The organism is Bradyrhizobium roseum, from assembly GCF_030413175.1.
Taxonomy (GTDB): Bacteria; Pseudomonadota; Alphaproteobacteria; order Rhizobiales; family Xanthobacteraceae; genus Bradyrhizobium; species Bradyrhizobium roseum.
Genome location: NZ_CP129212.1, coordinates 1,774,398 through 1,799,779, shown reverse-complemented (window position 1 = coordinate 1,799,779; position 25,382 = coordinate 1,774,398). Strand labels below are relative to the sequence as shown.

The window sequence follows — 25,382 nt, the reverse complement described above, 5'->3', positions numbered from 1 at the left end:
TCCCGCTTATTGCGCGCGCATTTCAGCGGCGGTGTCCATCACCGCGCGGACGATCTTGTCATAGCCGGTGCATCGGCAGAGGTTGCCGGCGAGCCAGAAGCGGACTTCCTCCTCGCTCGGGTTCGGATTGCGCTTGAGCAGCGCGTCGGAGGCGACCAGCATGCCGGAGGTGCAGATGCCGCACTGAAGCGCGGCCATTTCCAGGAACTTCTGCTGGAGGGGATGCAGCTTGTCGCCGTTGGCCATGCCTTCGATGGTGCGGATCTCGTGGCCTTCGGACTCGACCGCGAGCATCAGGCAGGAGCAGACCAGTTGATCGTCCAGCGTGATCGAGCAGGCGCCGCAGTCGCCGGAGGCGCAGCCTTCCTTGGATCCGGTGAGGTTCAAGCTGCCGCGCAGCGCGTCGAGCATGGTATCCGACGGCTCGCAGAGGAATTCCATCGGCTCGCCGTTGATCGTGGTGGTGACGTGAACTTTGGCCATTGAGCTTATTTCCCTGCGGCGCGTTTGGCGGCGATGGCGGCGGTGCGCTTGAGCAGCACGCCGGCCACCTTGGTGCGATAGGCAATGGTGCCGCGCTTGTCGTCGATCGGACGGCAGGCCGCGGAGCACGCCGCGGCTGCTTTCGCCAGCGCGGCGTCGTCCAGCTTCGAGCCGATCAACGCTTTCGCGGCGTCTTCGACCAGCAGCACGGTGGGCGCCACCGCGCCGAGGCCGACGCGGGCGGCGGTGACCGTACCGTCCTTGATCGTCAGGCTGACGCCGACGCCGACCACGGCGATATCCATCTCGGTGCGCGGGATCATGCGCAGATACGCATCGCTCGATCCGGCCGGACGCGGCGGTAACGTAATGCTCACCAGTATCTCGCCGGGCTTGAGGTTGGTGCGGCCGGGACCGGCGGGCACGTCCTCGACCTTGAGCTCGCGGCGGCCGTTCGGACCCTGCACGGTGACCACGGCGCCGGCCGCGACCATCGCGGGTACGCTGTCGCCGGCGGGCGAGCCGTTGCAAAGATTGCCGCCGGCGGATGCGCGGCCCTGCACCTGCTTGGAGCCGATCAGGTTGATCGCCTCCAGCACGCCGGGCCAGACCTTGCCGAACGTTTCGTGATCGTGCAGCGCCATGCCGGAGACGGCGGCGCCGATGCGAAAACCGCCATCGGCGGTCTGCTCGATCTGCGTCATCTCGGGGATTTTCTTGATGTCGACGATCACGCCGGGCTTCAGCGCGCCTGAACGCATCTGCACCAGCAAATCCGTTCCGCCGGCCAGGATACGCGCGGCGCTGCCGGCTTTCGCAAATGCGCCGATCGCTTCGTCAAGCGAGGTGGGCGCCAGATATCGGAGTTCCGTCATGGTCTTCCGCAATCTCCCATTTTGTCTGCCCGTCCCACATGGGCGAGGCCTTATCCCGGCCCGGCAGTGCGCCAAGCCTACACGGCGGGAGGCGATTGGAACAGCCTGTCAGACCGGGTTGATCCGGCGGTCTCCCATGCGCACGGCGGGGCTTGCGGGGGCGGATCGTACCGAGGTGGGGCTGGGCGGCGGCCAAAGCAATCCACGTCTCAACTCGGGGATAGATGGATTGCTTCGCTGCGCTCGCAATGACGGGGCTGGCGGCGTTGGCTAATCTGGCCGGCCGGTCTAGAACGTGGTTTTCTGACTCACGCTTTACCGGGAACATCGATGCCGCTGTTCAGACTCCTCCTCGCTGCCACGGTATCCGCATCCCTTTCATCCCTCGCCACTGCCCAGCCTGCCCCCGGCCAGGTTCGTGCCGCGCCGAGACCGATTGTTGTCCCCGGACAGCAGCCGCCGGCCGCAGCCCCCCGCGCGCCCCGTGCGGCGGCCTGTCACAACGGCCAGTCGTTCGAGCGGTTTCTGGCCGACCTCAAGCAGCAGGCGGTGGCCCAGGGCGTCTCGCAGCGGGCGCTGGCCGAGGCCGCGCCGTACCTCACTTACAACCAGGGCATCGTCAACCGCGACCGTGGCCAGCGCGTGTTCGGCCAGGTGTTCACCGAATTCGCGCGCCATCGGGCGTCCGAGGGCGCGGCGCGGAACGCGCAGGCGCAGATCAAGAAGCATGCGGCGGCGTTCGCGCGCGCGGAAAAGGAATATGGCGTGCCGCCGGCGGTGATCGCCGCATTCTGGGGGCTGGAGAGCTCGTTTGGCGCCGAGCTCGGCAATCTGCACACGCTGCCATCGCTGGTGTCGCTGGCCTATGATTGCCGCCGTTCCGAGATGTTCCAGAAGGAGACCATCGCCGCGCTGAAGATCATCGACCGCGGCGATCTGTCGGCTGCCGAGATGATCGGCGCCTGGGCCGGTGAACTCGGCCAGACGCAGTTTCTGGCGACGCATTATTTCAACTATGCCGTGGACTACGACGGCGACGGCCACCGCAATTTGCTGCGCAGTGCGCCCGACGTGATCGGTTCGACCGCGAACTATATCGCCAACGGATTGAAATGGCGGCGCGGCGAGCCATGGCTGCAGGAAGTGCGCGCGCCGGCGAATTTTCCGTGGGAGCAGGCAGACCTGACGATCAAGCTGCCGCGCTCAAAACTCGCGCAGCTCGGCGTCACTTATCCCGACGGCAGGCCATTGCCGAACGACGACATGCCGGCCTCGCTGCTGCTGCCGATGGGCCGCACCGGACCGGCGTTCCTGGCGTATGCGAATTTTGCCGCCTATACCGAATGGAACAACTCGCTGATCTATTCGACAACGGCGGCCTATCTCGCCAGCCGCATCGCCGGCGCAGCCCCGATGCGCCAGCCCGCCGTGCCGGTGGCGCAGCTGCCGCTCAACGAACTGAAGGAGATGCAGCAGCTTCTGGTGCGCGCCGGCTTCAACGTCGGCAAGGTCGACGGCATCATGGGGCAATTGAGCCGCACGGCGGTCAAGGCGATGCAGGTGAAATACGGCCTGCCGGCGGATTCCTGGCCGACGGCTGAATTGCTGGCGCGGATGCGCGGAACGCCGCGGCAAGGCGCGATGAACTAGTCAGTCATACTCGTTGTCATTCCCCGCCAACGGGTCGGCCGAACGGCCGCCCGATGACAGGCTCCGGCGAGGAATCCAGTACGCTGCGGCTTATCGGTTCTATCACCACCGCCTCTGGAATACTGGATCGCCCGCCTTCGCGGGCGATGACGGCTGGAGAATAATTGACGGCGATTGCCATGCTGCAAGCGTTGAATTTCCTCTCCCCCAGCCCCATCTCGACCAAACCTCACTCTCCTGAGGCACCATTCCATCTCACGAAAAGAGCATCACATGTCTTTCCATGACGCCACCGTGCCCGCCTTCCTGCAAATTCTGGGCGGGCTCTCCGGCCTGCTCACCAAGGCGGACGCGCATTGCAAGGCGAAGAACATCCAACCTGACGTGCTGCTCAACGCGCGGCTTTATCCCGACATGTATCCGCTGTCGCGGCAGGTGCAGACCACCTGCGATTTCGCCATGAAGACCTGCGCGCGCCTGACCGGCAACGAGGTGCCGTCGACGCCCGACACCGAAAAGAGTTTTGAGGAATTGCAGGCGCGGATCGCGAAAGCTGTCGACTATGTCAAATCGTTCAAGCCGGCGCAGTTCGAGGGCGGCGACAGCCGCGAGGTCACCTTCCCGGCCGGGCCGAACAACAGCATGACGATGAAGGGCCAGCAATACCTCGTCAACTTCGCGTTTCCGAATTTCTATTTCCACGCCGCCACCGCGCACGGCATTTTGCGGCACAACGGCGTGGAGATCGGCAAGCGGGATTTCCTCGGCGTGAAGTAATCCTCAGCGCAACGAGGCCAGTTCGCGCGCGAGGTTGTCGCGCGCGGGCCGGTCGTATTTCGCAGCAAACGCCGCATCGGGAAAAATGACCGGCCGCGCGGCGAACCGGGCGAGCACGCCGGCGCGGCCGGCGCGATAGTCGGCCTCCAGCACGTGAATGAACTCCTGCCGAATCGCCGCGGCGTAGGCATCGTAGCGCGCGGGCTCCGCGCCCAGAATACTGAGGTCGATCGAGATCAGGATGGCGCCGAGGCGATCGTCCACCTGCACGTCGTGCGATTTGGTCAGCCGGATCAGGCGGGCGACTTCGTCGCGGATATCCGCACGGACGTGCTGTTCCGAAAGTTGCGCGCTGAGCTCTTCATTGTCTGCGCGCGTCGCGTCGTAGACGACGTCGTGCCACCAGATCGCCTCGACGAGAATTTCGCGCTCGCGCGGCGAGAGATTTTCGATGCGCGCGAGTGCGGCGAGACAATCCTCGATATGCGCGAGGTTGTGATAATGGCGTCCGGGGGCGGAATAAGCAGCGATCAGTTGTTCGCGGTTCATCGGTACCACAGCACGACGCAACGAACCCCTACTGCAGCGTGATGGCCAGGCCGGAGAGATCGGCGTTCGCCATCAAGCCGACCTGGTGGCCGCTCAGTTCCAGCACCGCGCCCTTCTGGTTGCTCAGCACGATGCCGCGCGCGCCACGGCCGACGGCGAGGCCCGCGCCGGCTGCGCCATAGACGCCGGCGACATCGGAGGGCCGGTAGATGTTGCTGACGCGGCCGCGCAGCACCGTCTTCGAGCCGCCGAACACCAGGCCGTAATCCAGACCGCCGGTCGACAGCGGATAACGCCGTCCGCGGAAATTCAAAACGCCGCTGCCGCCGGAGCCGCCGATGATCCAGCCCGCCTTGTAGATCGTGAGCTGGACAAAGCCCTCGTCGGCACGCGCGGTGGAGGACAGCGCAGCCCCGGCGAGGGCGGCAAACGCAAGCACGGCGACGCGAATGACGGATGGCATTTTCATGGATCGGATCTCCGGAGATCGCCGAATCGAAAGGTTCGGCGGAACTTTGACGTGAAGCGAGTCGTAACCGCCGGACTGTATCCGATCAGCGCAAGGGGCCATAGTCCCTTTCGGGGTTCAAGCAAAACGGTGGACGCACGGCAGCGCCGTGCCATCGACATATTTTCATCACGATTGCACGGACAAAAAACAACGTCAGTTGTGAACTGCATTACTTCAAGCGAAGTGACGTTACGCTATTCGTGCCCGGCGGTTTTGACTGGGCGACACTTTCAAAAGCTATCGGCGGGTCGTACGCGCCGCGCCGCTGCCTTTCCAGCGAGGCAGCGGCGCGTTAGTCTCGGGGCAACGAACCCGTTCATGAAGGTGCCCCATGCCTCCGATCCAGCATTTCGCGCCGCCCGCCGGCATCAAGTCGCCGCCGCTCTCGTTCGCCGCCCGCACCGGCGACCTGCTGTTCGTCTCGGGCATTCCGGGTTTTGACGACAAGGGCGCGTTGGCGGATGGTTTTGAGGCGCAGTTCGGTTTCGTCGTCGCCAACCTCAAGCGTATCCTGGATGACGCTGGTGCGACGTTCCGCGATCTCGTCAAGGTCAACGTGCTGCTGACGCGCGCCTCCGATGTCGCCCCGATGAACACGCTGTATGCGACGGCGTTCGGCCCCGCGCCCTATCCTGCGCGCACCACCTGCGTGGTGGTGGCGCTGCCCGATCCGAAAATGCTGATCGAGATCGAGTGCGTGGCATCGCTGGCGAAGACTTAGGATCTCTCTTAGGGCTTGGGCATGGTTTCCTTGAGCTGCTCGCCGACGAAATTGGCCGCGTGGCGATAGGCGGCGTCGGTATCGCCACGGAACGTCACCGTTCGCTGCATCAAGAGTTTCTCGGCGTCGAGATCGAGCAGTTGGATTTCCCCCCATTGGATCAGCGTGCTCATCTTGCGAATGCCACCGTAGATCACGAGGCGGGCACCGGCCTTCCGCGCCGCGGCGATAAACACGTCCTGCGACAGGCTGGTGGCGGTGCAGGGAGGGTCGCGGCATTCGATCGACACCACGCGATAATCGCCCTGCGCCGCCACGTTTTCGCGCAGCAGGTTGGCAAACGACGCCACGCGGGCGCGATGCTCCGCGCTCTGATCTGCGACTTCTCCTGACGTGTCGAAATAATCGAAATCCGCCACCGCCACCGCAATCGGCGTGCCGGCCGGCGATGCGCCCGGTTGAAACGACAATGCGGCAGCCGCGCAGAGCATGGTCAATACGGCGCGTGCGGCGACGGGCGGGCGTGATGCGCCCCGCCGGTTTATCATGTGCGTCATGCTTCGCCTCCTCGATCGGTTCCGCACCACCCTTGTACAAGCCTACACGCTTGCTATCCTCCGCCAAAATCAAAAGCAGAGGAAACGTCGCATGCCCCTTCTCCAGAATCACATCGCGGTCATCACCGGCGCAGGCTCCGGCATCGGGCGCGCCATTGCGATCGGCTATGCCCGCGAGGGCGCACGGGTCGTGCTGCTCGACCGCGACGAGAAGGCGGCGGCGGAAGCAGCAAAGGAAATCCGCGATGGCGGCGGCAAGGCCGATAGCTTTGCGCTCGATGTCGCCAGGCGGGATGACTGCGTGGCGATGGCAAAGCAGATCGCCGACAAGGTCGGGCAAGTCTCGATCCTGGTCAACAATGCCGGCATCGTCCGCCGCAACGGCATGCTGGGCGCGGCCGACGACGTGATCAAGGACTGGGAGGACATCATCGCGATCAACCTCACCGGTGTATTTAACGTGACGCACGCGTTCCTCGCGCCGCTGCGTGCCAGCAAGGGCCGCATCGTCAATATCGGTTCCATCCAGTCGATCGTGCATGTGCGGACGCCGAGTTCCCCGGCCTACACCGCCTCCAAGCACGGCGTGCTCGGCTTCACCAAGGCGCTCGCGGCCGAACTCGGCAAGGAAGGTGTGCGCGTCAACGCGATCGGCCCCGGCTTCATCGCGACGCCCCTGAACGCCAATGCCCGCGCCAATAATCCGGAACTGGTGAAGACGTTCATGGACCACACCCCGCTCGGACGCGCCGGCACCGCGGAAGACATCGTCGGCCCCGCGATCTTCCTCGCGTCCGATCTCTCCGCCTACGTCTCCGGCGAGATCGTGATGGTCGACGGCGGCTACCGGGCGGTGTGAGCCGTGTCCAACGCCCCGCATTTCGACGTCGACGTTCCTTCGTTCTGGGCCGATCCCTACCCGGCGCTGGCAAGGATGCGCAAGGAGGCGCCGATCGCGTTCGTGCCGCAGTTCGGCTCGACCGTGTTCACGCGGCGCGACGACATCTTCACGCAGGAGAAGCGCATCGACGTGTTCTCCTCGCACCAGCCCAACGGGCTGATGAACGTGTTGATGGGCCACAACATGATGCGCAAGGACGGCGACGCGCACATGGCGGAGCGGCATGCGATGTTTCCGGCAGTTTCGCCGCGCACGGTGCGCGACACCTGGGTCAGACAATTCCAGGCCCATGCCGACCGCATCCTCGATGAACTCGCGCCGAAGGGTGCTGCCGACCTCTGCAAGGCGCTGGCGCTGCCGCTGTCGGCCGAATGCCTGAAGGACGTCACCGGGCTGACCAACATGCGCTTCCAGGACATGGATGCGTGGTCGCAGGCGATGATCGACGGCATCGCCAACTATACCGGCAACAGGGACATCGAGGCGCGCTGCCATGCCGCCACCGCGGGAATCGATGCCGCGATCGACGACATGATCCCCGTGTTGAAGAAGCATCCGAACGCCTCGATCCTCAGCGTGCTGCTGGCTTCAGGCCAGCCACTCGAAAGCATCCGCGCGAACATCAAGCTGGCAATCTCCGGCGGCCAGAACGAGCCGCGCGACGCGATAGCAGGCGCGATCTGGGCGCTGCTGACGCATCCCGCGCAACTGGCACTGGTACTGGATGGCGAAGCCGGATGGCGCGACGTGTTCGAGGAATATGCGCGCTGGATCGCCCCGATCGGGATGTAGCCGCGCCGAGTCGCCAAACCGTGGCGCTATGGCGGTATCGACTTCGAACCCGAGGATCGCGTTTTCTTCATGTTCGGCTCGGCCAACCGCGACGAGGCCTGCTTCGCCGAACCCGACCGCTTCGACATCACCCGCGACACGCAAAAGAGCATCGCCTTCGGCGCCGGGCCGCATTATTGCGCCGGCGCGTTCGCCTCGCGCGCCATGGTGGCCGACGTCGCGCTGCCGAGCGCGTTCGCGCGGCTGAAGGGCCTGCGGCTCGACGAAAGCGAGCCCGTCAGGATCGGCGGCTGGGCGTTTCGCGGGCTGCTCAATCTGCCGGTGGCGTGGGATGCCGCGTAGGCCAATAGAGCCGTTTGACGTTCGCGAAAATGGCAGTGATTAGTAGAATTGTCACGGCGCCTCACCTCGGTCGTCGTTCAGCGGAAACAGGCGCATGGCCTGGAACATCCAGTGCATGGCGAGGTACCAGAGATAGCCGCCGATGGCGCCGCATACCGTGAGAATGACGACGTTGGCAGAGTGCAGTTCGCCGTTCCACCACAGCATTCCGCCGATCCAGAAAACCGAAAATGCGACGGCGGCGAGTTTCAATCGCTTGGCTTGATCCATGGCCGTTCTCCGATGGCTGACATCCACCGCCAGCAATGGACGCGGGCGCCGCGCCGCACCGTGAGATGCCTCACGCCGGATCGGAACCAGGGCCTCTCGTTCACAACACTGTTATTGTGGGTGGCGGCAGGCCCCGCGTCGGTCAACTGGGCGTCTTGCGCGCGTTGGTGTAGCGTCTGCAGATCAACCGCATGGGGCGCTAGGAGTAATTTACATGACATCCATCCTGTTCAGCCGCCGCAACCTCCTCGCCGCCGGCGGTGCCGTGCTGGCGACCGGGGCTTCCGGGCCGCTGTTGCCCGCCCGCGCGCAAGGCCTCGCGCCGACCGCGTCGATGTCGGGCGGAGCGAACAATTACCGCAAGGGTGCTGCTGTCGTGGAGCGGATCGGCAAGGGCGGTTTCTGGATGAGCGGCACCGTGCGCCGCGCCGGCGACGGGACGCCGCTGGCCGGGCAGCGCATCCAGATCTGGGCGCACACCACCGAAGGGCAGGAGCACGAGCCGCAGAGTCACGGCGCGACGCTCACCGACAAGGACGGGAAATTCCGGCTTGAGATGCCGCAGATCATTCCCGTGTTCGGCCAGCCGCACGGCCACCTCGCCTATGACAGCGGCGAGTTCAAAACCGTCTTCCTGCGTCCCGTGATGCGCAGTCCGAAGGAAACCAGCCTAGAGGCGCATTTCGTCCTTCAACCGGCCTGATCGGGTTGCGAATGAAGGAACGGGGAATGGCACGGGCGATCCTGATCTGGGTCGCCCTTGCGGCGGCCATTGGCGCGCCGCTTGCCGCAGCTGCGATGAGCCCCCTGCTCGAATGGCGCAGCGCCGTCTACATCCTGGCCGGCTTCGCCGGGATTGTCGGGCTCGGCGTCATGCTCGTTCAGCCACTTCTGATCGGCGGATATTTGCCGGGACTGTCCGGCCGCAGCGGGCGGCGCGTGCATCTGTGGGTCGGCGGCGCGCTGGTCGTGGCGGTCGTGGTCCACGTCGGCGGCCTCTGGATCACCAGCCCGCCTGACATGGCCGACGCGCTTCTGTTCACGTCGCCGACGCCGTTCTCCCCCTTTGGCGTGATCGCCATGTGGGCGATCTTCGCGGTTGCGCTGCTGGCGACATTCCGTCGGCGACTGCGGCCGCGAACCTGGCGTCTCGCGCACATGCTGCTTGCGATCGTCATCGTCTGCGGAACGGTGGCCCACGGCATGCTGATCGAAGGGACGATGGAGTTTGTCTCAAAGGCCGTGCTTTGCGCGCTGGTGCTCGCGGCAACCATCAGGGTGATGGCCAGCCTGCCGATCTGGCGAAAGCGGACTCCGCCGCGCGGCGAAAGCATCGCACCACGGTAGCAAACCGCGCCGATCGCAATCCGCTGGTCACAAGCAAGCATTCTCAGGCTATTCTTCGCACCCTCGGAGTAATGTATGCTCGCCCTGGAAGCCCCCGAGAGTTGAGACCTTGCCTCCAACATTCATATATTTTATGGCCGCCATGGTCTGGATACCTCTCGCGTGTCTGGTCTGGCTGGTGGCCGGAGCAATGGCACTCCACCCAGCCACACGCCGCAAAGGATTGGCGCTCGCTCTGGCGATGGCCGCGACTTTTCCGGCTGTCTTCCTTTTCCAAGCTGCCGCCGCACCTTTGCTCGCTGCAATGGTGTTGGGCGCGGTATGGCTCTCAGGCATTCTGGACCCCGCATCCACCGTCACCCAGGTCACGACCAGCGGATTGGCGATCGCCACGCTTTCCGGGACATTGCTACTCGCCTTCCACATCATGCTAGCCGTCTCCATCATCGGATTTTTCGAGGGTTGGCTGTTGGGGTGGCGCTATGCTTACGGGGAACGTTTCCGCGAGGTGATCAAGCGTGGACCGACGGCCCGTCTCCTCCGGCGCTTGGGGGTCAGGAAGTTGCAACACGCTACATAGACGCGACCGCGCGCACGGCACGAACAGCCCGTTCCCTGTCCGCTCGGACACTGTATAAGCCCATGGCCGGACGTGGTCGGCACAACGCCCGACCGCGGCCATCGACCGGCTCCCGTACAAGGTCGACATAACGGATGAGCAACAATGAAATTGGTCTATTTTGATGATTTCAAGCTCGGCGTGCTGAAGGGCGACGCCGTCGTCGACGTCAGCACTTCCGTCAAGGACATCCCGCATACCGGCCCGGGCGACCTGATGAATGGCCTGATCGAACGTTGGGATAGCTATAAGCCAAAGCTCGAAGCGGCGGCCGCGAGCGCTGCCGGCGTGCCGCTGTCGGGCGTGCGCCTCCGTCCACCGGTGCCCGCCCCCCGCACCCTCGACTGCATGGCGGTCAATTACATGGAAGACGGCACGCGCAGTGCGCCGGCGCCGATCAACGCGTTCCACAAATCGCCGAGCGCGATCATCGGGCATGGCGACACGATGGTGCTGCCGGACGTGCCAGCCACGATCTTCGAAGGCGAAGCCGAGATCGCGGTCGTCATCGGCAGGAAGTGCAGCCATGTTAGCGAAGCCGAAGCCATGAGCTACGTGTTCGGCTACATGAACTTCATCGATGGTTCGGCACGCGGCCTGCCGCCATCCGGCAACGTGTTCTTCCAGATGAAGAGCCGCGACACATTTGCGCCGATCGGCCCCTGGCTCGTTACAGCCGACGAGATCAAGGATCCGCAGAAGCTGCAGATCAGGCTGTGGAACAACGGCGTGCTGATGCAGGACTTCAACACCAACGACATGGGCCACAAGATCGCCAGGTGCATCGCCTGGCTGTCGAGCATTCATACGCTGCAGCCCGGCGACATCGTCGCCACTGGCACCAACCACCGCGGTCTCAACCCGTTCATGGACGGCGACACGATCGAGCTGGAAACCGAAGGCCTCGGCCGCCTGAAGTTCGGCATCCGGGACGATCTCAAGCGGAGCTGGGCGCGCAAAACCCGGCTGCAGATGCACGAAGAGGCCACGGAGAAGACGGCGGGCCTTTACCCGGAAATCACGCCGCAGCTTTCGGGCAAATACGCGAAGTGACGGCGGGTCACCTGCCTGCCCGAAACCCCGTGCCCGTTGGTTACGGGGTTTCGGCCGCAGGCGCGCCCGGCCGGGCCCTCGCCTGCAAACGGGACACTGCTTCGACCAGCGGGACGTCGGCCTGCAAGCCGTCGCGTTCGCGCAAGGTGACTCGGCCTTCCCGCATCTCGCGCTTGCCGACGATCGCCATCACCGGCACCGCCATGTCATGCGCCGCGACGATGCGCCGCGAAATCGTGTCGGCGCCGTCATAAGCTACGGCGCGGATGCCGGCACCCTCAAACGCCGCCAGAACTTCCGCGCCATATCCGGCCTGATCCCGCGAGATCGGCGCGACCGCGACCTGGTCCGGCGACAGCCAGAACGGCAGCACGCCGCCATGGTGCTCGAGCAGGATCGCGATCATGCGGCCGAGCGATCCGAAGATGGCGTGGTGGATCATCAGGGGCCGTGCGCGGCCGCCGTCGGGCGCGACGTAGGACGCATCGAGTCGCTGCGGCAGCACGGCATCGAGCTGCACCGTGCCGCACTGCCAGGATCGCGCGAGCCGGTCGCGCAGCGAAAATTCCAGCTTCGGTCCGTAGAACGCGCCTTCGCCGGGATTGATGCGGGCCTCAAGGCCGCATTGCCGCGCGGCATTGCCGAGCATCGCCTCCAGCCGATCCCAGGTCGCATCATCGCCGGCACGCACCGACGGTCGTGTCGCCAGCGCCACTTCATAGTCGGGAAAACCGAGGTCGCGATAGACCTCGCCCAGGAGAGCCATGAAGCGTGCGACCTCACCCTCGACATCCTGCTCGCGGCAGAACACATGCGCGTCGTCCTGTTCGAAGGCGCGCGTCCGCATGATGCCGTGAAGCGAGCCAGACGGCTCGTTGCGGTGGCAGGCGCCGAACTCGGCATAACGTATCGGAAGCTCGCGCCACGAGCGCAGCCCCTTGTTGAAGATCTGCACGTGGCACGGGCACGACATCGGTTTCAGCGCCATCGTGTGCTCGCCGTCGTCGACCCGGAACATGTGCTCGCCGAACTTGTCCCAGTGGCCGCTGCGGACCCAGAACTCTCGCGGCAGCAGTTGCGGCGTGCGAACCTCGGCATAGCCGGCGCCGCGCATCTTGCGCCTGACATAGTCCTCCAGCACACGGTATAGCGCGTAGCCGCGCGGATGCCAGAATACCATGCCGGGCGCATCGTCCTGCAGGTGCCAGAGGTTGAGTTTCACGCTGAGATTTCGGTGATCGAGATCGTCCATGGCTATATTCCTTGTGATCAGGGAACAGCGCGGACGGGATCACCAGAAACGAAAAAGGTCCCGTCCGTCGCCGGCGGGGCCTTTTCTGGTGAAATACGCTTGCTCTAGCGCGCGCAACCAGCAGGCGATCCGCCGTAAGCGGTCGCGGTGGTGGTCGATGCGGCTGAGAAGAGCTTTTTCATGCGGCGTATATGGCGGCAAAACGCGCGGTCGTCAACGCCGGCCCGCGGTGGCTCAGCGGTCAAATCCAGCTCCGCATGTTGCACCCTCAACGCGAGAACTGCGATCCGGGCGGGGACGACAGTCGGGAGTCGATCTTGGCTTGCGGAGGTTTGGGCTGCGGTGCCGAAGCCTGCTGGGGCGGAGCCGGCGCCAGCGCCGGCGGCGTGGTCGAAGACGCCGGCAACAGCTTCTGCCTGACCTCCTCCTCGACAGCTCGTAGCGCCACGATGTTTTGGGCGATCTGCTCCTGTTTGGCGGCGAGCTGTTCGACGCTGCGCCGCACGGCATCGAGCGTGGATGCCATCGGCGCAAGCTGCCGCGCCGGATCGCCGTAAGCCGCAGCGGAGATCGGCGGCCGCGTCGACGGGACCGGCAACAACATGCCCACCGCCGGGGCCTGCGCTATCAGCATCTCCCTTATTTCATCACCGTAGGATTGCCAGCCGAGCGTGGCGCCGACACCGATGAGGACGGCAATCGAAAACCGGAAAAGAGTGCGGAACATGCGCCTGCCAATCGACGGCCGGGCGACCGCCGGCTGTCCTTCTCCGAAGCGATAGGAATAGGAAGAATCGGAAGCCGGCTTCGGGCGCCGTCTCGCCATGCGCTGGTCGGACCGGACGCCCAGATCGCGCGCAAGCCCATCGAACGCATCGTCGGCCGTCAGTGGCGGGCTTTGCGAATATAACATGGATACCTCTACCGACGCTTCTGCCAAATCCTTGAAGGGAAGAGGCGATCCTGGTTTGACGGAAGGGAGGCAGGGGCGCAGCAAGCCTGGGGCGTTTGTGAGGTGGTCGCACGATAGCAAACCATCAACAGGTCGGCTGCAAATCCCCTTATCCAAACCGCGCCCGCGAGCGCTCCCGCGCCTTCTCGGCCTCGACCTCGCGGTCGCGCGGCGGCGCGTTGGTCTGCAGCGCGGCCAGCAGGCGCCGCGCGCTGTCGGACACTTCGGACACCGCGCGGTTGAACGCCTCGGCGTTGGCCTGCGACGGCGAATTGAAGCCGGAAAGCTTGCGCACGAATTGCAGCGCGGACGCGTGGATTTCCGCGTGCGTGGCCGGCGGCTCGAAATTGAACAGGGTCTTGATGTTACGGCACATGTCTCTCTCCTCTTCATCTGTCGTCGATCAAGGACGAACGGGCCGTGCAAAATCCGACGTCATGGCCTATCCTGGCACGGATCGCGCGGCGCGTTCATCCTGTCCGCACCTGCAAGCAGCGAGTTCCCGATGACCCATGTGACCTACAAGATCGTCGAACATGACGGCGGCTGGGCCTACACCGTCGACGGCGTATTTTCCGAACCGTTCCCGAACCGCGCCGCAGCACTGGCCGCCGCCAGGCACGCGGCGGCCGAGCAGCGGGTGCCGGGCCGCACCGAGGTGATCGAATACGAAACCGCCGACGGCCGGTGGCACTCCGAGACCGCCGCCGGCAATGACCGACCGGAAACCGATGTCGAGGGCTAGAGCATATGTTTTTGACGCGTTTTCCTGAAGCGAACCGGGACCACGTCGCTTGAAAACGCTATGTGCGTGACGGTGAAACAGCCGGTGTGATAAGGTTCCCCCGGCAAGCGGAGCACAAAGACTGTCGCTGCTGGTGCTGCACGGTTCGGGCGGCTCGGCGGCGAGCATGCTGACGGCGACGTTCGGCGGCGAATTGTTCGGCCCCGGCCAGCCGCTGGATGCCACGAAATATTACATCATCGTTCCGGATAGTATCGGCCACGGCAAATCGTCAAAACCCTCCGACGGCATGAAGACCGCGTTTCCGAAATACAATTACGAGGACATGGTCGACGCGCAGTATCGCCTGCTCAAGGAAGGGCTCGGCATCAGGCACCTGCGGCTCGTGATCGGCAATTCGATGGGCGGCATGCACACCTGGATCTGGGGCGGCAAATATCCCGGTTTCATGGACGCGCTGGTGCCGATGGCCTCGCAGCCGACCGCGATGGCGGCGCGCAACTGGATGCTGCGGCGGATGATGCTGGAGACCATCAAAAACGATCCCGACTACAACAGGGGCAACTACGTCACGCAGCCGCGCATGATGAAATACGCCATCAATGCCAAGATCGAGGCCACGCTGCTGCTGATCAATGCTGCCGACGACGAGCGCAATCCGCCGGAAACCGGCGTCACCGACGCCGCGCTGAAACGCGTCAAGAACGGCAGACTGTTCCTGATCCCCGCCTCCAGCGAGACGCGCGGCCATCTCACGACCGGCAATACGAAGTTCTACAAGAAGCAGCTCGAAGAATTGCTGCAGAGCGCGCCGCAGCGGGCGATGTAAGCGGGCAAAAGATCGCGCGATGTCCACTATGCGCGCGCAGGAAGGCGCGATTTCGCACCGCATCAAATCGGCGCCACGCAGATCGCTCATTATTTGAGCGTGCGTCGACGCGCGGCCTCCGCTTGAATTGGCTGATCATGCGAATCGTGGGTGAAGCCCACGCGCGCGCAACAACAAGCGGAGGACCGGATGCGACGGCTTGCGTCATTCGCCCTGCTCGCCTGCCTGTCGACGCTGGGCAGCACGGCTCTCGCCATCGACAGGGGCCAGTTCGGCCATGTACCGCCCGATATCCGTGCCTGGTTCAAGAGCGTGATCGCGCCGAACGGCGTGCCGTGCTGTGATGAGTCAGATGGGCATCGTACCAGCTACGACGTGCGCGCCGGAGCCTATTGGGTACCGATCGAGGGCCAGTGGATGCAGGTGCCCGAACGCGCGGTGATCCGCGACCAGGGCAACCCGATCGGCGAGGCCGTGGTGTGGTACGTGCACCACCGCGGCAGCATCATCATCAGCTGCTTCGTGCCGGCGGACGCGGTGTAGAGCGCCAGCAGATATGCGTCGCACCATGACGCGGCGCGTGCTATGGCGCGGCGATGATGTCAGAACCGGAAAACGACAAGGGCCGCGCCGCGATGCGCTGGGTCCTCGCGGTGTTCTATGCGGCGGCGGGCGTGGCGCATCTCTGGGTGCCGGAAAAGCTGCTGGCGATCACGCCGTCCTGGGTGCCGTTTCCGTCGCAGGTGATATTCATCACCGGCGTCTGCGAAATTCTCGGCGCCGCGGCGTTAGTGACGCGACCGCTGCGCCGCTGGGCGGGCATCGCGCTCGCCGTCTACGCGATCTGCGTCTGGCCGGCGAATTTCAAGCATGCGATCGACGGCATCGACCTGCCCTACATCGCCAGCAGCTGCCTCTATCACGGACCGCGGCTGGCGTTTCAGCCGGTCCTGATCTGGTGGGCGCTGTACAGTTCCGGCGTGATCGACTGGCCGTGGCGGCGATCACCCGCTCCTTGAGAGGGCGGGTCGGCACGCGTCGCAAGAGGCGTGACGGGGTGGGGTGACGGTCGCCCCACCTCTAGCAGTACCCCCGCAGAAGGATCACCGCGCCCGCCGCGCGTTGCACGCCGTCAACCAACGAGCGAGCTTTGCTCGTCTCGGACCCCTCTCGAGGGGCGGGTGAAGGATAAGCTCAGTCCCCGCTCTCAAGTCCGCCGACGTGCTTCTGCGTATAGAGTTCGAGCCCGATGCGCTTGATCAGATCGAGCTGGGTCTCGAGGAAATCGATGTGGTGTTCCTCGTCCTTCATCAGCCTCTCGAACAGGTCGCGCGAGACGTAGTCCTTGACGCTGTGGCAGTAGGTGGCGGCTTCCTGGTAGAGCGTGCGCGCGCCGATCTCGGCGGCGAGATCGCATTCGATGATTTCCTTGACGTTCTGGCCGATGCGCAGGGGATCGAGCACCTGCATGTTGGGGAAGCCGTCGAGGAACAGGATCCGGTCGGTGAACTTGTCGGCGTGCTCCATCTCCTCGATGGATTCCTTGCGCCAGACCTTGGCCATTTCCAGCAGGCCCCAGTTGTTGAGGAGCCGATAGTGAAGCCAGTACTGGTTGATCGCGGTGAGCTCGCTGCGCAGGCCCTTGTTGAGATAATCGATGACTTTTGGGTCGCCTTGCATGGTGCACTCCGCTTTTTGAGGCCGAAGGAGGCCTGAAACTGAATTTAGAATGCTTCTAAATCAGTTTTCAGTGGAGAGCAACCGTTCCACGAAAAAAGTGGTGGAAACGGCGCAATCAAAGGGAGTTTTGTCGGGTTTTCAGCAGGCCGCGAGTGCGAAGGCGGCGGCAGGCTCCGGCGCGGGCTCGTCGTTGGCCGTCTGACGGCTGTGCGAACAACCCGAGCAGCACTCCTTGGCGCAGGCACCGAGGGCTTCGTCGATGATGGTCTTGATCGTGCGCGCGCAGCGGCCGCATTCGGCGCTGCAGCCGAGGCAACCGTAAATCTGCTTGGGATTCCGCGGCAGGTCCGATGCTGCGCTGACCGCATTCCGGACATCGTGGTCGCTCAGGACGTTGCAGGAACAGACAATCATGAACCGCTAGAACCCTAGTGTGACGCGACCTCATCGATATTTAAGTGCGCGACGAGATGCAAAAGGAAAAGCCGCATTTTCAAGCAATTCCAAACTGATGCCCGCCAAATATTGGAATGACTCTAAAAGGGTGTCGTTGAGCTGGATCACGCTCAGGCTGAATTTCGTGGCTTGGGTCTGCCTCCGACACGTGCCATTCGTGTCCTGCCCGATGGGTGAGAAAGCGCGATATTGGTATTTAAACACCTCAAAAAGGCCTGACCATCCAGCTTCTGGTCGTTCCGGCAGCCACCACCGATCATTGATCATCGAAGCGAAGTATGGAACTTTCGCCGCGATCGAACTCCAAACCCTTTGCCACTCCGAGAAAGGTGAGGCCATGAAGAAGACGTTGATGGCGCTCGGCGCCGCTGCCGCATTGACCATTTCCGCCGTTTCTATTCCGGCCCCTGCGCAAGCGCAGCGCGGCGTTGCTGCGGGCGTCGCCGCCGGCCTGATCGGCGGCGCCATTGTCGGCGGCGCCATCGCCTCGCAGCACGGCTATTACGGCCCGGGCCATTACGCTCCCGGCTATTATGGCGGCGGTCCGGCCTATGTGGTGGATCCCGGCTATGGCGAATCCTGCTTCTGGCAGCGTCAGCGATTCTGGGATGGGTATGGCTGGCGGGTCCGTAACGTCAGGGTTTGCGACTAGCCACGCAGCGCACTGAACACGCGTTCATCTTCATTAAATCTGCAATCGCAGATGCCCGGAAAAGCACGGCTTTCCGGGCAATTGCTGTTCCGGCCCGAAAAAACCGTTTTCTTCGATCACGGTTGCGAGACGTTTACTTTCGATTGACCTAGGTACGCTTCTGTAGCGAAACGGCAGTTCGAAACAGCGTATGAGTCACCGTAAACCCGGCGCCCAAGCGCGTCACTCCAGGAGAATCCAGGACATGAAGAAGACATTTGCTGCCTTCGTCGCAGTCGCAACGGTTGCCGGTGCGCTCGCCTCGACGCCTGCCCACGCGCAGCGCGGCGTTGCCGCAGGCGTCGCGGCCGGCCTGCTCGGCGGCGCGATCATCGGTGGCGCGATCGCCTCCAGCCGTCCGGCCTATGGCGGACCGGTCTATGTCGAAGAAGCGCCCTATCCGGCCTGCCGCATGGTTCGCGAACGCTTCTGGGACGGCTACGACTGGCGCTATCGCCGCGTCGAGGTCTGCAACTGATTTGATCGATTGGCGCACGATCAGCGCGCCGTGATCGAAGCCCGGCCGAAATCTCGGCCGGGCTTTTTCTTTCTTACCCGCCCCTTGAGGGGGCGGGTCGGCTCGGATTGAGCGAAGCGAAATGCGAGACGGGGTGGGGTGACAGTCTCTCAACGCGGGCGCTGTTGGAGGTTGAAGGACCGTCACCCCACCTCGGTTCGCATTTCATGCGAACCGATCCTCCCCCTCCAGGGGAGGATGAGACTCAGCTCCCTCACCGCCCCGCGCTCATGGCACGCAGCACCGCTTCGCTCGGCCAGCAGTCGACCTTGAGGCCGGCTGACTTCTGATACGCACCGAGCGCTGCGCGCGTCTGCATGCCGGCCTTGCCATCGAGCTTGTCCTTGTAGAGGCCGATGCGCGTCAGGTGCCGCTGCATGGCCTCGACATCGGCCGAGCGCAACTGCGTCGATGCCGACCAGGGCGTGGCGAACGGTTGCGGGCTTGTCATGCGGTCGGCGAGATGGCCGACGAACAGCACATACAGATCGGAGAAATTGTATTCCTTGATGACGAAGTAGTTCTTGGTGGTCAGGAACGCAGGACCGTAGATGCCCTCGACCTGCAGCAGCGACGCCGGCTGCGCCTGCTCGGCTGTGCTCAGCTTCTGCCCGCGCACCGGCACGAAGCCTGCGCGCAGCCACTCTCCAATCGGTTTCGTCACCTCGGGCACGCCGATGGTGCAGTCGACATTGGCCGGCGCCTTCACCTCGTAGGCCCAGCGCACGCCGGACTGCCAGCCCTTGTTGACGAGTTGCTGCGCGGCCGCGGCCAGCGCGTCCGGCACCGAATGCCAGATGTCGACCCGGCCGTCGTTGTCGAGATCGACGCCATGCTTGTAATATTCGGATGGCAAGAATTGGGTGTAGCCGGTGGCGCCGGCCCAGGACGAGCGGAAATCCTGGCGCGTCACCGCGCCCTCGCCGAGGATCTTCAGTGCGAGAATGAACTCGCCGCGATACTGATCCTTGCGGCGGCCGACATAGGCCTGCGTCGCCACCACGCGCAGCGTGTCGTAGGGCAGACGATAACGGCCGTAATCCGTCTCGCGGCCCCAGATCGCGAGCACCACGCTTGAAGGAACGCCAAAACGCCTTTCGATCTCGTTCAGCGCCGCGCGATGCTTCTGCATCAGCTTCTGCCCCTCGGCGGCGAGCCGCGCGATGGAAGCTTCCTTGATGTAATCGGCCGGCACCTGCACGAACTCGGCCTGCGACGGCGCGCCGGTGGCGGGCCGGCCCGGCAGCAGCAGATCGGGCAATTTGTAATCGGGCTCAAGCCCGCGGGTCTCGGCATCGAAGGTCGCGCGCGAGACGCCGGCGGCCTGCGCCTCCGGCCACAGCGAGGCGATGAACTGGGTGAAGGCGGCGTCGGCGGCGAAAACCGGGCGCACCGCGCCCAGCGTCATCGCGGCCAATATCAGAACCGCGGCTATCAACCCCTGTCGCAAGCCGGAATCCTGTCCATCGACACATCATCCATCAATGCGGCACGGCCTGCTTGGCATGCTCAGCGGAATCATTCGACAGCTTGTCGACATAGGCAATGCCGATCGCCGACAGAATGAAGACCGTGTGGATGATGGTCTGCCACATCACGCCGGTTTCGGTGTAGCTGCCTTTGCCCGAAGCCAAGCTTCCGGCCTCGATGAAGGTACGCAGCAGATGGATCGACGAGATGCCTATGATAGCCATCGCGAGCTTGATCTTGAGCACGCTGGCATTGACGTGGCTGAGCCACTCCGGCTGATCCGGATGCCCTTCCAGATTGAGCCGGGAGACGAACGTCTCGTAGCCGCCGACGATGACCATCACCAAAAGGTTGGAGATCATCACCACGTCGATCAGGCCCAGCACCGCCAGCATGATCTGCTGTTCGCTGAAGTCGAAGGCGTGGGCGAACAGGTGCCACAACTCCTTCAGGAACAGCACCACATAGACGCCCTGCGCGACGATCAGGCCGATATAGAGCGGCAGCTGCAGCCAGCGGGAGCTGAAGATCAGCAGCGGGATCGGACGCAGCGCCTTCCGCTGAGCTGTGGGCGGCAAGGGCGTATCGGGCGTAAAGGACATCAGGGGCGCTCGCTGCGAAATCGAATGGCGGAAGGACGTGTATATCTACGAAATCTGACCGCGCTGTGAAGCGACAACTGGCCGCAGCGCCGGTGCTGCGGCTATCACGCAAACGCCGCTATTCCCTCACCGCGTCAGCTTCTTGTACTTCACCCGATGCGGGATGATGCTGTCCTGGCCGAGCCGGCGCATCTTGTCCTTTTCGTAGTCCTGGAAGTTGCCCTCGAACCATTCGACGTGGCTGTCGCCTTCGAAGGCCAAGATGTGGGTCGCGATGCGGTCGAGGAACCAGCGATCATGGCTGATGATGACGGCGCAGCCAGCAAAATCCTCCAGCGCCTCTTCCAGCGCGCGCAGCGTGTCGACGTCGAGGTCGTTGGTCGGTTCGTCGAGCAGCAGCACGTTGGAGCCCGATTTGAGCATCTTGGCGAGATGCACGCGATTGCGCTCACCGCCCGACAGCGCGCCGACCTTCTTCTGCTGGTCGGCGCCCTTGAAGTTGAACGACGAGCAATAGCCGCGCGAATTGACCTCGCGCTTGCCGAGCAGGATCAGTTCGTTGCCGCCGGAAATCTCCTCCCACACGGTCTTCTTGCCGTCGAGATTGTCGCGCGACTGGTCGACATAGCCCAGATGCACGCTCTCGCCGACGGTGATGGTGCCCTGGTCCGGCTTCTCCTGCCCGGTGATCATGCGGAACAGCGTGGTCTTGCCGGCGCCGTTGGGACCGATCACGCCGACGATGCCGCCGGGCGGCAGCTTGAAGGTGAGATTCTCGATCAGCATGCGGTCGCCGAATGCCTTGCTGAGGCCTTCGAAGTCGACGACGTTCTGGCCAAGGCGCTCGGCGACGGGAATGGTGATCTGCGCGGTCTGGGTCTGCTTCTCGCTCGCCTGTTTCAACAGATCTTCATAGCGCTGATAGCGCGCCTTGGACTTGGCCTGGCGCGCCTTGGGGGACGACGCGATCCACTCCTGCTCGCGGGCCAGCGTCTTCTGGTGCGCGACGTCCTCGCGGCCTTCCTGCTCGAGCCGCTTCTGCTTCTGTTGCAGCCAGGACGAGTAGTTGCCCTCGTAGGGAATGCCCTTGCCGCGGTCGAGCTCGAGGATCCAGCTGGTGACGTTGTCAAGGAAGTAGCGGTCATGGGTCACGATCAGGATCGCGCCCGGATAGTTGCGCAGATGGCCTTCCAGCCACGACACGGACTCGGCGTCGAGATGGTTGGTCGGTTCGTCCAGCAGCAGCAGCTCCGGCTGGTCGAGCAGCAGCTTGCACAGCGCGACACGGCGGCGCTCGCCGCCGGACAGCTTGGTCACGTCGGAATCGTCGGGCGGGCAGCGTAGCGCGTCCATCGCCTGGTCGACCTTGCTGTCGAGATCCCAGAGGCCGGCGGCCTCGATCTCGTCCTGCAGCTTGGTCATCTCGTCGGCGGTCTCTTCGGAATAGTTCATCGCCAGTTCGTTGTAGCGATCGAGGATCGCCTTCTGCTTGGCGACGCCCTCCATGACGTTCTCGCGCACCGATTTGGAAGCATCGAGCTGCGGCTCCTGCTCGAGGTAGCCGACGCGGGCGCCCTCGGCGACCCAAGCTTCGCCATTATACTCCTTGTCGATGCCGGCCATGATCCTGAGCAGCGTCGATTTGCCGGAGCCGTTGACGCCGAGCACGCCGATCTTGGCGTCCGGGTAGAACGACAAATGGACGTTATCGAGCACCTTCCGGGTCGGGTAGCTCTTGGTCAAACCCTGCATGAAATAGACGAACTGGCGCGCCATCGAGAACCCTTGGAATCAGTGGATTTTACGGAAATTTGCTGCCGCTGATGTAGCGGCGCGGCCACCAAAGGGCAACCGCAGGGAGCCGTTTTCTATCCGTTCACCACGGACGAATACGGGGTGGTCACCATCTGGGGCCGGATCCCGACAATTGAAACCATCTTTTAATAAATCGGGCGAAAACTGATTCCAGCGCCGAAAAAGGCGCCTTGAAAACAAGGGCTCGCGTCATGACCACGATCGGCTCGGCTTCCCTTTCGTCCCCGGCGCATGCGGGTGCCGGACCGGCAAAACTGCCGGCAGAGCTCCGCACCTTCTTGCGCAGGTTCGTCGCCAGGGCGTTCAGCTCCTACCGTCCGGAACTGCACTATATGCGCGGCCCCGGCCCGGCCTGGCGCGCCAAGCATCTCGGCCGGCAGAACTGAGCTTTTCCGGTTATTTGAGCCTGCCCTGCAGCTCCATCTTTTGACGCGTTTTCTTCACGCGAACCGGTACCCACTTCGCTCGAAAACGCTATTTGTCCGCTTGCGCCGTTCCCGTTTGCGCGCAACCATGGCGATATTCCCCGACGGTCGTTCCTATGCCGTCATCCTCGCCAACGACGGACTTCCCTATGACGCGGCTGCGCTGTGCAATTCTCGACGACTATCTTAATGTGGCGCGGTCGGTCGCCGACTGGTCCAAAGTGGAGGACCGCGTCGACATCACGGTGTTCAACCAGCCGTTTGCGAGCGCCGAGGCGGCGACCCACGCCCTGAAGGACTTCGAGATCATCTGTGCCATGCGTGAACGCACCCCGTTCCCGCGCACGATGTTCGCCAGTCTGCACAAGCTGAAGCTTTTGATTACCTCGGGCATGCGCAATGCCGCCATCGACATGGAAGCCGCCAAAGACCACAAGGTGACCGTCTGCGGCACGCAATGGGGCCGCGACCCGACCGCCCCGCTGACGATGGGCCTGATTCTCGAACTGACACGCAACATCGGCCGCGAGAACGCCCGCATGCATGCCGGCGAGCCGCTGCAGGCCCATGTCGGCATGGAAATCGAGGGCCGGACGCTCGGCGTCATCGGCCTCGGCAAGCTCGGCAGCAAGGTGTCGAAGCTGGCGCAGGCGTTCGGCATGAACGTGATCGCCTGGAGCCCGAATCTGACACCGGAGAAGTGCAAGGAAGTCGGCGTCACCTATGCCAGCAAGGAAGAGCTGTTCTCGACCGCCGATATCGTCACCATCCATGTGGTGCTGAGCCAGCGCTCGCGCGGGCTGGTCGGGCGTGAAGAACTCGCACGGATGAAACCGACCGCCTATCTCGTCAACACTGCGCGCGGGCCGATCGTCGACGAAGCCGCGCTGCTGGAAGCGCTGACGCAGAAGAAGATCGCGGGGGCCGGCGTCGACGTGTTCTCGGTCGAGCCGCTGCCGGTCGATCACCCCTTCCGCAAGCTCGACAACATGGTGCTGACCCCGCATCTCGGCTACGTCACCGGCGACAGCTTCAGGGGCCACTATCAGCAGATGGTCGAAGGCATCGACGCCTGGTTCAAGGGTGAGCCGAAGCTGCGACTGGCTTGAACGAAATCGCCCTCCCGCTAGCCGGCGGGAGGGCGAAAACCGTAAAGGTCTAATCTATCGGGTCAGCGCACGGTGACCGGGGCGGGTAGCGGTGGCACGACAGCCGGTTGCGCACCGGGCGTCAGTTGCGCCTGCGCCGGTCCCGGACCTGCGGTGGCAGCCGTGCCAGCGGACGGCGGCGGGGCCGCCGAGGCCGTGTTGGCGGGCGGCGCGCCGCCGGGCATCACCACCACGCGGGTACCGACCTTGGCGCGCTCGAACAGGTCCGAGACGTCCTCGTTCAGCATACCGATACAGCCCGAGGAGACGAACTTGCCGATCGTCGAAGGCTGGTTGGTGCCGTGGATGCGGTAGATGGTTGAACCAAGATACATGGCCCGCGCGCCGAGCGGATTGCCGGGGCCTCCGGCCATGAAGCGCGGCAGGTAGGGCTGGCGCTCGATCATTTCGCTCGGCGGATGCCAATCCGGCCACTCGGCCTTGCGGCTGATCTTCTGCACGCCGTTCCAGGTGAACCCGTCGCGGCCGACGCGAACACCGTAGCGGATCGCGCGACCACCGCCGAGCACGTAATAGAGATGGGTGTTGGAGGTATCGACCACGATGGTGCCCGCGGGCTCCTTGGTCGCGAACGACACTTCCTGGCGGCGCAGATGCGGCGGCAGCTGCGCCGGCCCGACTTCCGGCTGCTCTTCCGGGGGCAGCGCGGCAAGCTGAACCGGCTTGCCGTCAGCGCCGGCGGACGGCTGCTGTTGCGGCAATGCGCCGACGGCGCCGGGCGGTGCGTCGCCGATTCCCCCGGGCGGGCGCAGGCCGACGCGGTCGTCGTTCGGATAGACGATGCTGGCTCCGGGAATGCGGCTGTCGCCGCGATCCGAATAGACGGGCTGCTGCTGCGAACCGGGCTGACGGTCCCCATAGATCACCGGCGGCGGTCCGGCCGGGCGGCCATAACGCGGATCATCGGGCGAAAGAATTGGGCCTGTCGGCACCGGCGCGCCACGGTCTGAATAGACCGGAGCAGCGGCCGGGCGGCCATAGCGGGGGTCGGCGGGCGACAGCACCGGGCCGGGCGGCGGCAGCGCAGCCGCGTTCGGCGCATCGTCATCGTCAAGGGCGTCGAAGTCGGGTTCGCCAGAGCGGCGTTCATCCGTCGCATAACCGCCGCGGACATAGGGTCCCGGAGCGTTCGAATAGCCCTGCCCCTGGTAAACCTGACCTTGATAAACTTGGCCTTGGTAGACTTGACCTTGGGCCGGATAGCCCTGTTGCGCACGGGCCAGCGAAGTTCCCGTCATGGCCGCGGCCATGGCGGCACATATCGTCAGAATGCGGTTGTTCATCATCGCCTTTTTATAGACCCCAAGCCCCACCGGACGGTTAACGGCAGAT

General features: G+C 64.1%; 31 protein-coding genes and 2 pseudogenes. 17 read left to right on the top strand and 16 right to left on the bottom strand.

Annotation, left to right across the window (positions count from 1 at the left end; genetic code table 11):
• Window positions 1-6 precede the first annotated feature (6 nt).
• Window positions 7-483, bottom strand: coding sequence for a (2Fe-2S)-binding protein (locus QUH67_RS08480; RefSeq protein ID WP_300946225.1), 477 nt, complete (start codon window positions 481-483; stop codon window positions 7-9).
• Between the two features lie 5 nt (window positions 484-488).
• Window positions 489-1,358, bottom strand: coding sequence for an FAD binding domain-containing protein (locus tag QUH67_RS08475; protein WP_300946224.1), 870 nt, complete (start codon window positions 1,356-1,358; stop codon window positions 489-491).
• 330 nt (window positions 1,359-1,688) lie between these two features.
• Here QUH67_RS08475 and QUH67_RS08470 point away from each other — a divergent pair, with 330 nt between their 5' ends.
• Both QUH67_RS08470 and QUH67_RS08465 read left to right on the top strand, forming a co-directional pair.
• The gene (locus QUH67_RS08470) at window positions 1,689-3,008 is read left to right on the top strand and encodes a lytic murein transglycosylase (protein ID WP_300946223.1); all 1,320 of its coding nucleotides are present in this window, start codon (window positions 1,689-1,691) and stop codon (window positions 3,006-3,008) included.
• A gap of 273 nt (window positions 3,009-3,281) precedes the next feature.
• A complete protein-coding gene (locus QUH67_RS08465; RefSeq protein ID WP_300946222.1) occupies window positions 3,282-3,785 on the top strand; it encodes a DUF1993 domain-containing protein in 504 nt (167 codons plus the stop codon).
• A 3-nt stretch (window positions 3,786-3,788) separates the two neighbouring features.
• On the opposite strand, the gene QUH67_RS08460 is transcribed toward QUH67_RS08465, so the two are convergent.
• Both QUH67_RS08460 and QUH67_RS08455 read right to left on the bottom strand, forming a co-directional pair.
• A complete protein-coding gene (locus QUH67_RS08460; RefSeq protein ID WP_300946221.1) occupies window positions 3,789-4,334 on the bottom strand; it encodes an HD domain-containing protein in 546 nt (181 codons plus the stop codon).
• 28 nt (window positions 4,335-4,362) lie between these two features.
• Window positions 4,363-4,803, bottom strand: coding sequence for a hypothetical protein (locus QUH67_RS08455; RefSeq protein ID WP_300946220.1), 441 nt, complete (start codon window positions 4,801-4,803; stop codon window positions 4,363-4,365).
• A gap of 373 nt (window positions 4,804-5,176) precedes the next feature.
• Here QUH67_RS08455 and QUH67_RS08450 point away from each other — a divergent pair, with 373 nt between their 5' ends.
• Complete coding sequence (locus QUH67_RS08450) at window positions 5,177-5,566, top strand: RidA family protein (protein WP_300946219.1); 390 nt, start codon at window positions 5,177-5,179, stop codon at window positions 5,564-5,566.
• An 8-nt stretch (window positions 5,567-5,574) separates the two neighbouring features.
• Here the strand turns inward: QUH67_RS08450 and QUH67_RS08445 are convergent, their stop codons facing one another.
• Window positions 5,575-6,123, bottom strand: coding sequence for a DUF2380 domain-containing protein (locus tag QUH67_RS08445; protein ID WP_300946218.1), 549 nt, complete (start codon window positions 6,121-6,123; stop codon window positions 5,575-5,577).
• 91 nt (window positions 6,124-6,214) lie between these two features.
• On the opposite strand from QUH67_RS08445, the gene QUH67_RS08440 reads away from it, so the two are divergent.
• Window positions 6,215-6,982: an SDR family NAD(P)-dependent oxidoreductase gene (locus QUH67_RS08440; RefSeq protein WP_300946217.1), complete on the top strand. Its 768-nt coding sequence runs from the start codon at window positions 6,215-6,217 to the stop codon at window positions 6,980-6,982.
• A gap of 3 nt (window positions 6,983-6,985) precedes the next feature.
• Window positions 6,986-8,158 (top strand): annotated as a pseudogene (locus QUH67_RS08435) (cytochrome P450).
• 51 nt (window positions 8,159-8,209) lie between these two features.
• On the opposite strand, the gene QUH67_RS08430 reads toward QUH67_RS08435, so the two are convergent.
• Window positions 8,210-8,428, bottom strand: coding sequence for a hypothetical protein (locus QUH67_RS08430; RefSeq protein ID WP_300946216.1), 219 nt, complete (start codon window positions 8,426-8,428; stop codon window positions 8,210-8,212).
• A 214-nt stretch (window positions 8,429-8,642) separates the two neighbouring features.
• On the opposite strand from QUH67_RS08430, the gene QUH67_RS08425 reads away from it, so the two are divergent.
• The 4 genes from QUH67_RS08425 to QUH67_RS08410 all read left to right on the top strand — a co-directional run bounded on the left by QUH67_RS08425 (window position 8,643) and on the right by QUH67_RS08410 (window position 11,447).
• Window positions 8,643-9,131: a peptidase associated/transthyretin-like domain-containing protein gene (locus QUH67_RS08425; RefSeq protein ID WP_300946215.1), complete on the top strand. Its 489-nt coding sequence runs from the start codon at window positions 8,643-8,645 to the stop codon at window positions 9,129-9,131.
• A gap of 26 nt (window positions 9,132-9,157) precedes the next feature.
• Entirely contained in the window at window positions 9,158-9,775 is a 618-nt protein-coding gene (locus QUH67_RS08420) for a ferric reductase-like transmembrane domain-containing protein (protein ID WP_300946214.1), read from the top strand.
• A gap of 133 nt (window positions 9,776-9,908) precedes the next feature.
• Complete coding sequence (locus tag QUH67_RS08415; protein ID WP_300946213.1) at window positions 9,909-10,355, top strand: hypothetical protein; 447 nt, start codon at window positions 9,909-9,911, stop codon at window positions 10,353-10,355.
• Between the two features lie 144 nt (window positions 10,356-10,499).
• The gene (locus QUH67_RS08410; RefSeq protein ID WP_300946212.1) at window positions 10,500-11,447 is read left to right on the top strand and encodes a fumarylacetoacetate hydrolase family protein; all 948 of its coding nucleotides are present in this window, start codon (window positions 10,500-10,502) and stop codon (window positions 11,445-11,447) included.
• 40 nt (window positions 11,448-11,487) lie between these two features.
• Here QUH67_RS08410 and thrS read toward each other — a convergent pair whose 3' ends face one another.
• From thrS to QUH67_RS08395, 3 genes are all read right to left on the bottom strand, one after another.
• Entirely contained in the window at window positions 11,488-12,699 is a 1,212-nt protein-coding gene (thrS, locus tag QUH67_RS08405; protein WP_300946211.1) for a threonine--tRNA ligase, read from the bottom strand.
• Between the two features lie 268 nt (window positions 12,700-12,967).
• A complete protein-coding gene (locus QUH67_RS08400; RefSeq protein ID WP_300946210.1) occupies window positions 12,968-13,696 on the bottom strand; it encodes a hypothetical protein in 729 nt (242 codons plus the stop codon).
• A gap of 64 nt (window positions 13,697-13,760) precedes the next feature.
• A complete protein-coding gene (locus QUH67_RS08395; protein ID WP_300946209.1) occupies window positions 13,761-14,027 on the bottom strand; it encodes a DUF2277 domain-containing protein in 267 nt (88 codons plus the stop codon).
• Window positions 14,028-14,156: 129 nt separating this feature from the next.
• On the opposite strand from QUH67_RS08395, the gene QUH67_RS08390 reads away from it, so the two are divergent.
• The 4 genes and pseudogenes from QUH67_RS08390 to QUH67_RS08375 all read left to right on the top strand — a co-directional run bounded on the left by QUH67_RS08390 (window position 14,157) and on the right by QUH67_RS08375 (window position 16,244).
• Window positions 14,157-14,396, top strand: coding sequence for a DUF2188 domain-containing protein (locus tag QUH67_RS08390; protein ID WP_300946208.1), 240 nt, complete (start codon window positions 14,157-14,159; stop codon window positions 14,394-14,396).
• Between the two features lie 118 nt (window positions 14,397-14,514).
• Window positions 14,515-15,225, top strand: a pseudogene (locus QUH67_RS08385) (alpha/beta fold hydrolase); the annotation flags it as partial.
• A gap of 189 nt (window positions 15,226-15,414) precedes the next feature.
• Window positions 15,415-15,768, top strand: coding sequence for a hypothetical protein (locus tag QUH67_RS08380; RefSeq protein WP_300946207.1), 354 nt, complete (start codon window positions 15,415-15,417; stop codon window positions 15,766-15,768).
• 53 nt (window positions 15,769-15,821) lie between these two features.
• On the top strand, window positions 15,822-16,244 hold the full coding sequence (locus QUH67_RS08375; RefSeq protein ID WP_300946206.1) for a DoxX family protein: 423 nt from the start codon (window positions 15,822-15,824) through the stop codon (window positions 16,242-16,244).
• A gap of 175 nt (window positions 16,245-16,419) precedes the next feature.
• Here the strand turns inward: QUH67_RS08375 and bfr are convergent, their stop codons facing one another.
• From bfr to QUH67_RS08360, 3 genes are all read right to left on the bottom strand, one after another.
• Window positions 16,420-16,905, bottom strand: coding sequence for a bacterioferritin (gene bfr, locus QUH67_RS08370; protein WP_300946205.1), 486 nt, complete (start codon window positions 16,903-16,905; stop codon window positions 16,420-16,422).
• 138 nt (window positions 16,906-17,043) lie between these two features.
• Window positions 17,044-17,319, bottom strand: a complete 276-nt coding sequence (locus tag QUH67_RS08365) for a (2Fe-2S)-binding protein (RefSeq protein ID WP_300946204.1) — start codon at window positions 17,317-17,319, stop codon at window positions 17,044-17,046.
• Between the two features lie 30 nt (window positions 17,320-17,349).
• Window positions 17,350-17,700 carry a hypothetical protein gene (locus tag QUH67_RS08360; protein ID WP_300946203.1) on the bottom strand — a complete coding sequence of 117 codons (351 nt, stop codon included), beginning with the start codon at window positions 17,698-17,700 and terminating at the stop codon, window positions 17,350-17,352.
• On the opposite strand from QUH67_RS08360, the gene QUH67_RS08355 reads away from it, so the two are divergent.
• Together QUH67_RS08355 and QUH67_RS08350 are read left to right on the top strand one after the other, a co-directional pair.
• The gene (locus QUH67_RS08355; RefSeq protein WP_300946202.1) at window positions 17,699-18,013 is read left to right on the top strand and encodes a hypothetical protein; all 315 of its coding nucleotides are present in this window, start codon (window positions 17,699-17,701) and stop codon (window positions 18,011-18,013) included. The two genes, QUH67_RS08360 and QUH67_RS08355, sit on opposite strands and share 2 nt — an antisense overlap.
• 244 nt (window positions 18,014-18,257) lie before the next feature.
• Window positions 18,258-18,530: a hypothetical protein gene (locus QUH67_RS08350; RefSeq protein ID WP_300946201.1), complete on the top strand. Its 273-nt coding sequence runs from the start codon at window positions 18,258-18,260 to the stop codon at window positions 18,528-18,530.
• A gap of 253 nt (window positions 18,531-18,783) precedes the next feature.
• On the opposite strand, the gene QUH67_RS08345 is transcribed toward QUH67_RS08350, so the two are convergent.
• From QUH67_RS08345 to ettA, 3 genes are all read right to left on the bottom strand, one after another.
• Window positions 18,784-19,977 carry a lytic murein transglycosylase gene (locus tag QUH67_RS08345; protein WP_300947975.1) on the bottom strand — a complete coding sequence of 398 codons (1,194 nt, stop codon included), beginning with the start codon at window positions 19,975-19,977 and terminating at the stop codon, window positions 18,784-18,786.
• A 73-nt stretch (window positions 19,978-20,050) separates the two neighbouring features.
• Window positions 20,051-20,641 (bottom strand): TIGR00645 family protein, encoded by a 591-nt coding sequence (locus tag QUH67_RS08340; RefSeq protein WP_300946200.1) that lies wholly within the window; start codon window positions 20,639-20,641, stop codon window positions 20,051-20,053.
• Window positions 20,642-20,767: 126 nt separating this feature from the next.
• Complete coding sequence (gene ettA / locus QUH67_RS08335) at window positions 20,768-22,417, bottom strand: energy-dependent translational throttle protein EttA (protein WP_300946198.1); 1,650 nt, start codon at window positions 22,415-22,417, stop codon at window positions 20,768-20,770.
• Window positions 22,418-22,647: 230 nt separating this feature from the next.
• Here ettA and QUH67_RS08330 point away from each other — a divergent pair, with 230 nt between their 5' ends.
• Together QUH67_RS08330 and QUH67_RS08325 are read left to right on the top strand one after the other, a co-directional pair.
• Complete coding sequence (locus QUH67_RS08330) at window positions 22,648-22,842, top strand: hypothetical protein (RefSeq protein ID WP_300946197.1); 195 nt, start codon at window positions 22,648-22,650, stop codon at window positions 22,840-22,842.
• 188 nt (window positions 22,843-23,030) lie between these two features.
• Window positions 23,031-23,990, top strand: a complete 960-nt coding sequence (locus tag QUH67_RS08325; RefSeq protein WP_300946196.1) for a D-2-hydroxyacid dehydrogenase family protein — start codon at window positions 23,031-23,033, stop codon at window positions 23,988-23,990.
• A gap of 62 nt (window positions 23,991-24,052) precedes the next feature.
• Here QUH67_RS08325 and QUH67_RS08320 read toward each other — a convergent pair whose 3' ends face one another.
• Complete coding sequence (locus QUH67_RS08320) at window positions 24,053-25,336, bottom strand: L,D-transpeptidase (protein WP_300947974.1); 1,284 nt, start codon at window positions 25,334-25,336, stop codon at window positions 24,053-24,055.
• Window positions 25,337-25,382: the final 46 nt, after the last annotated feature.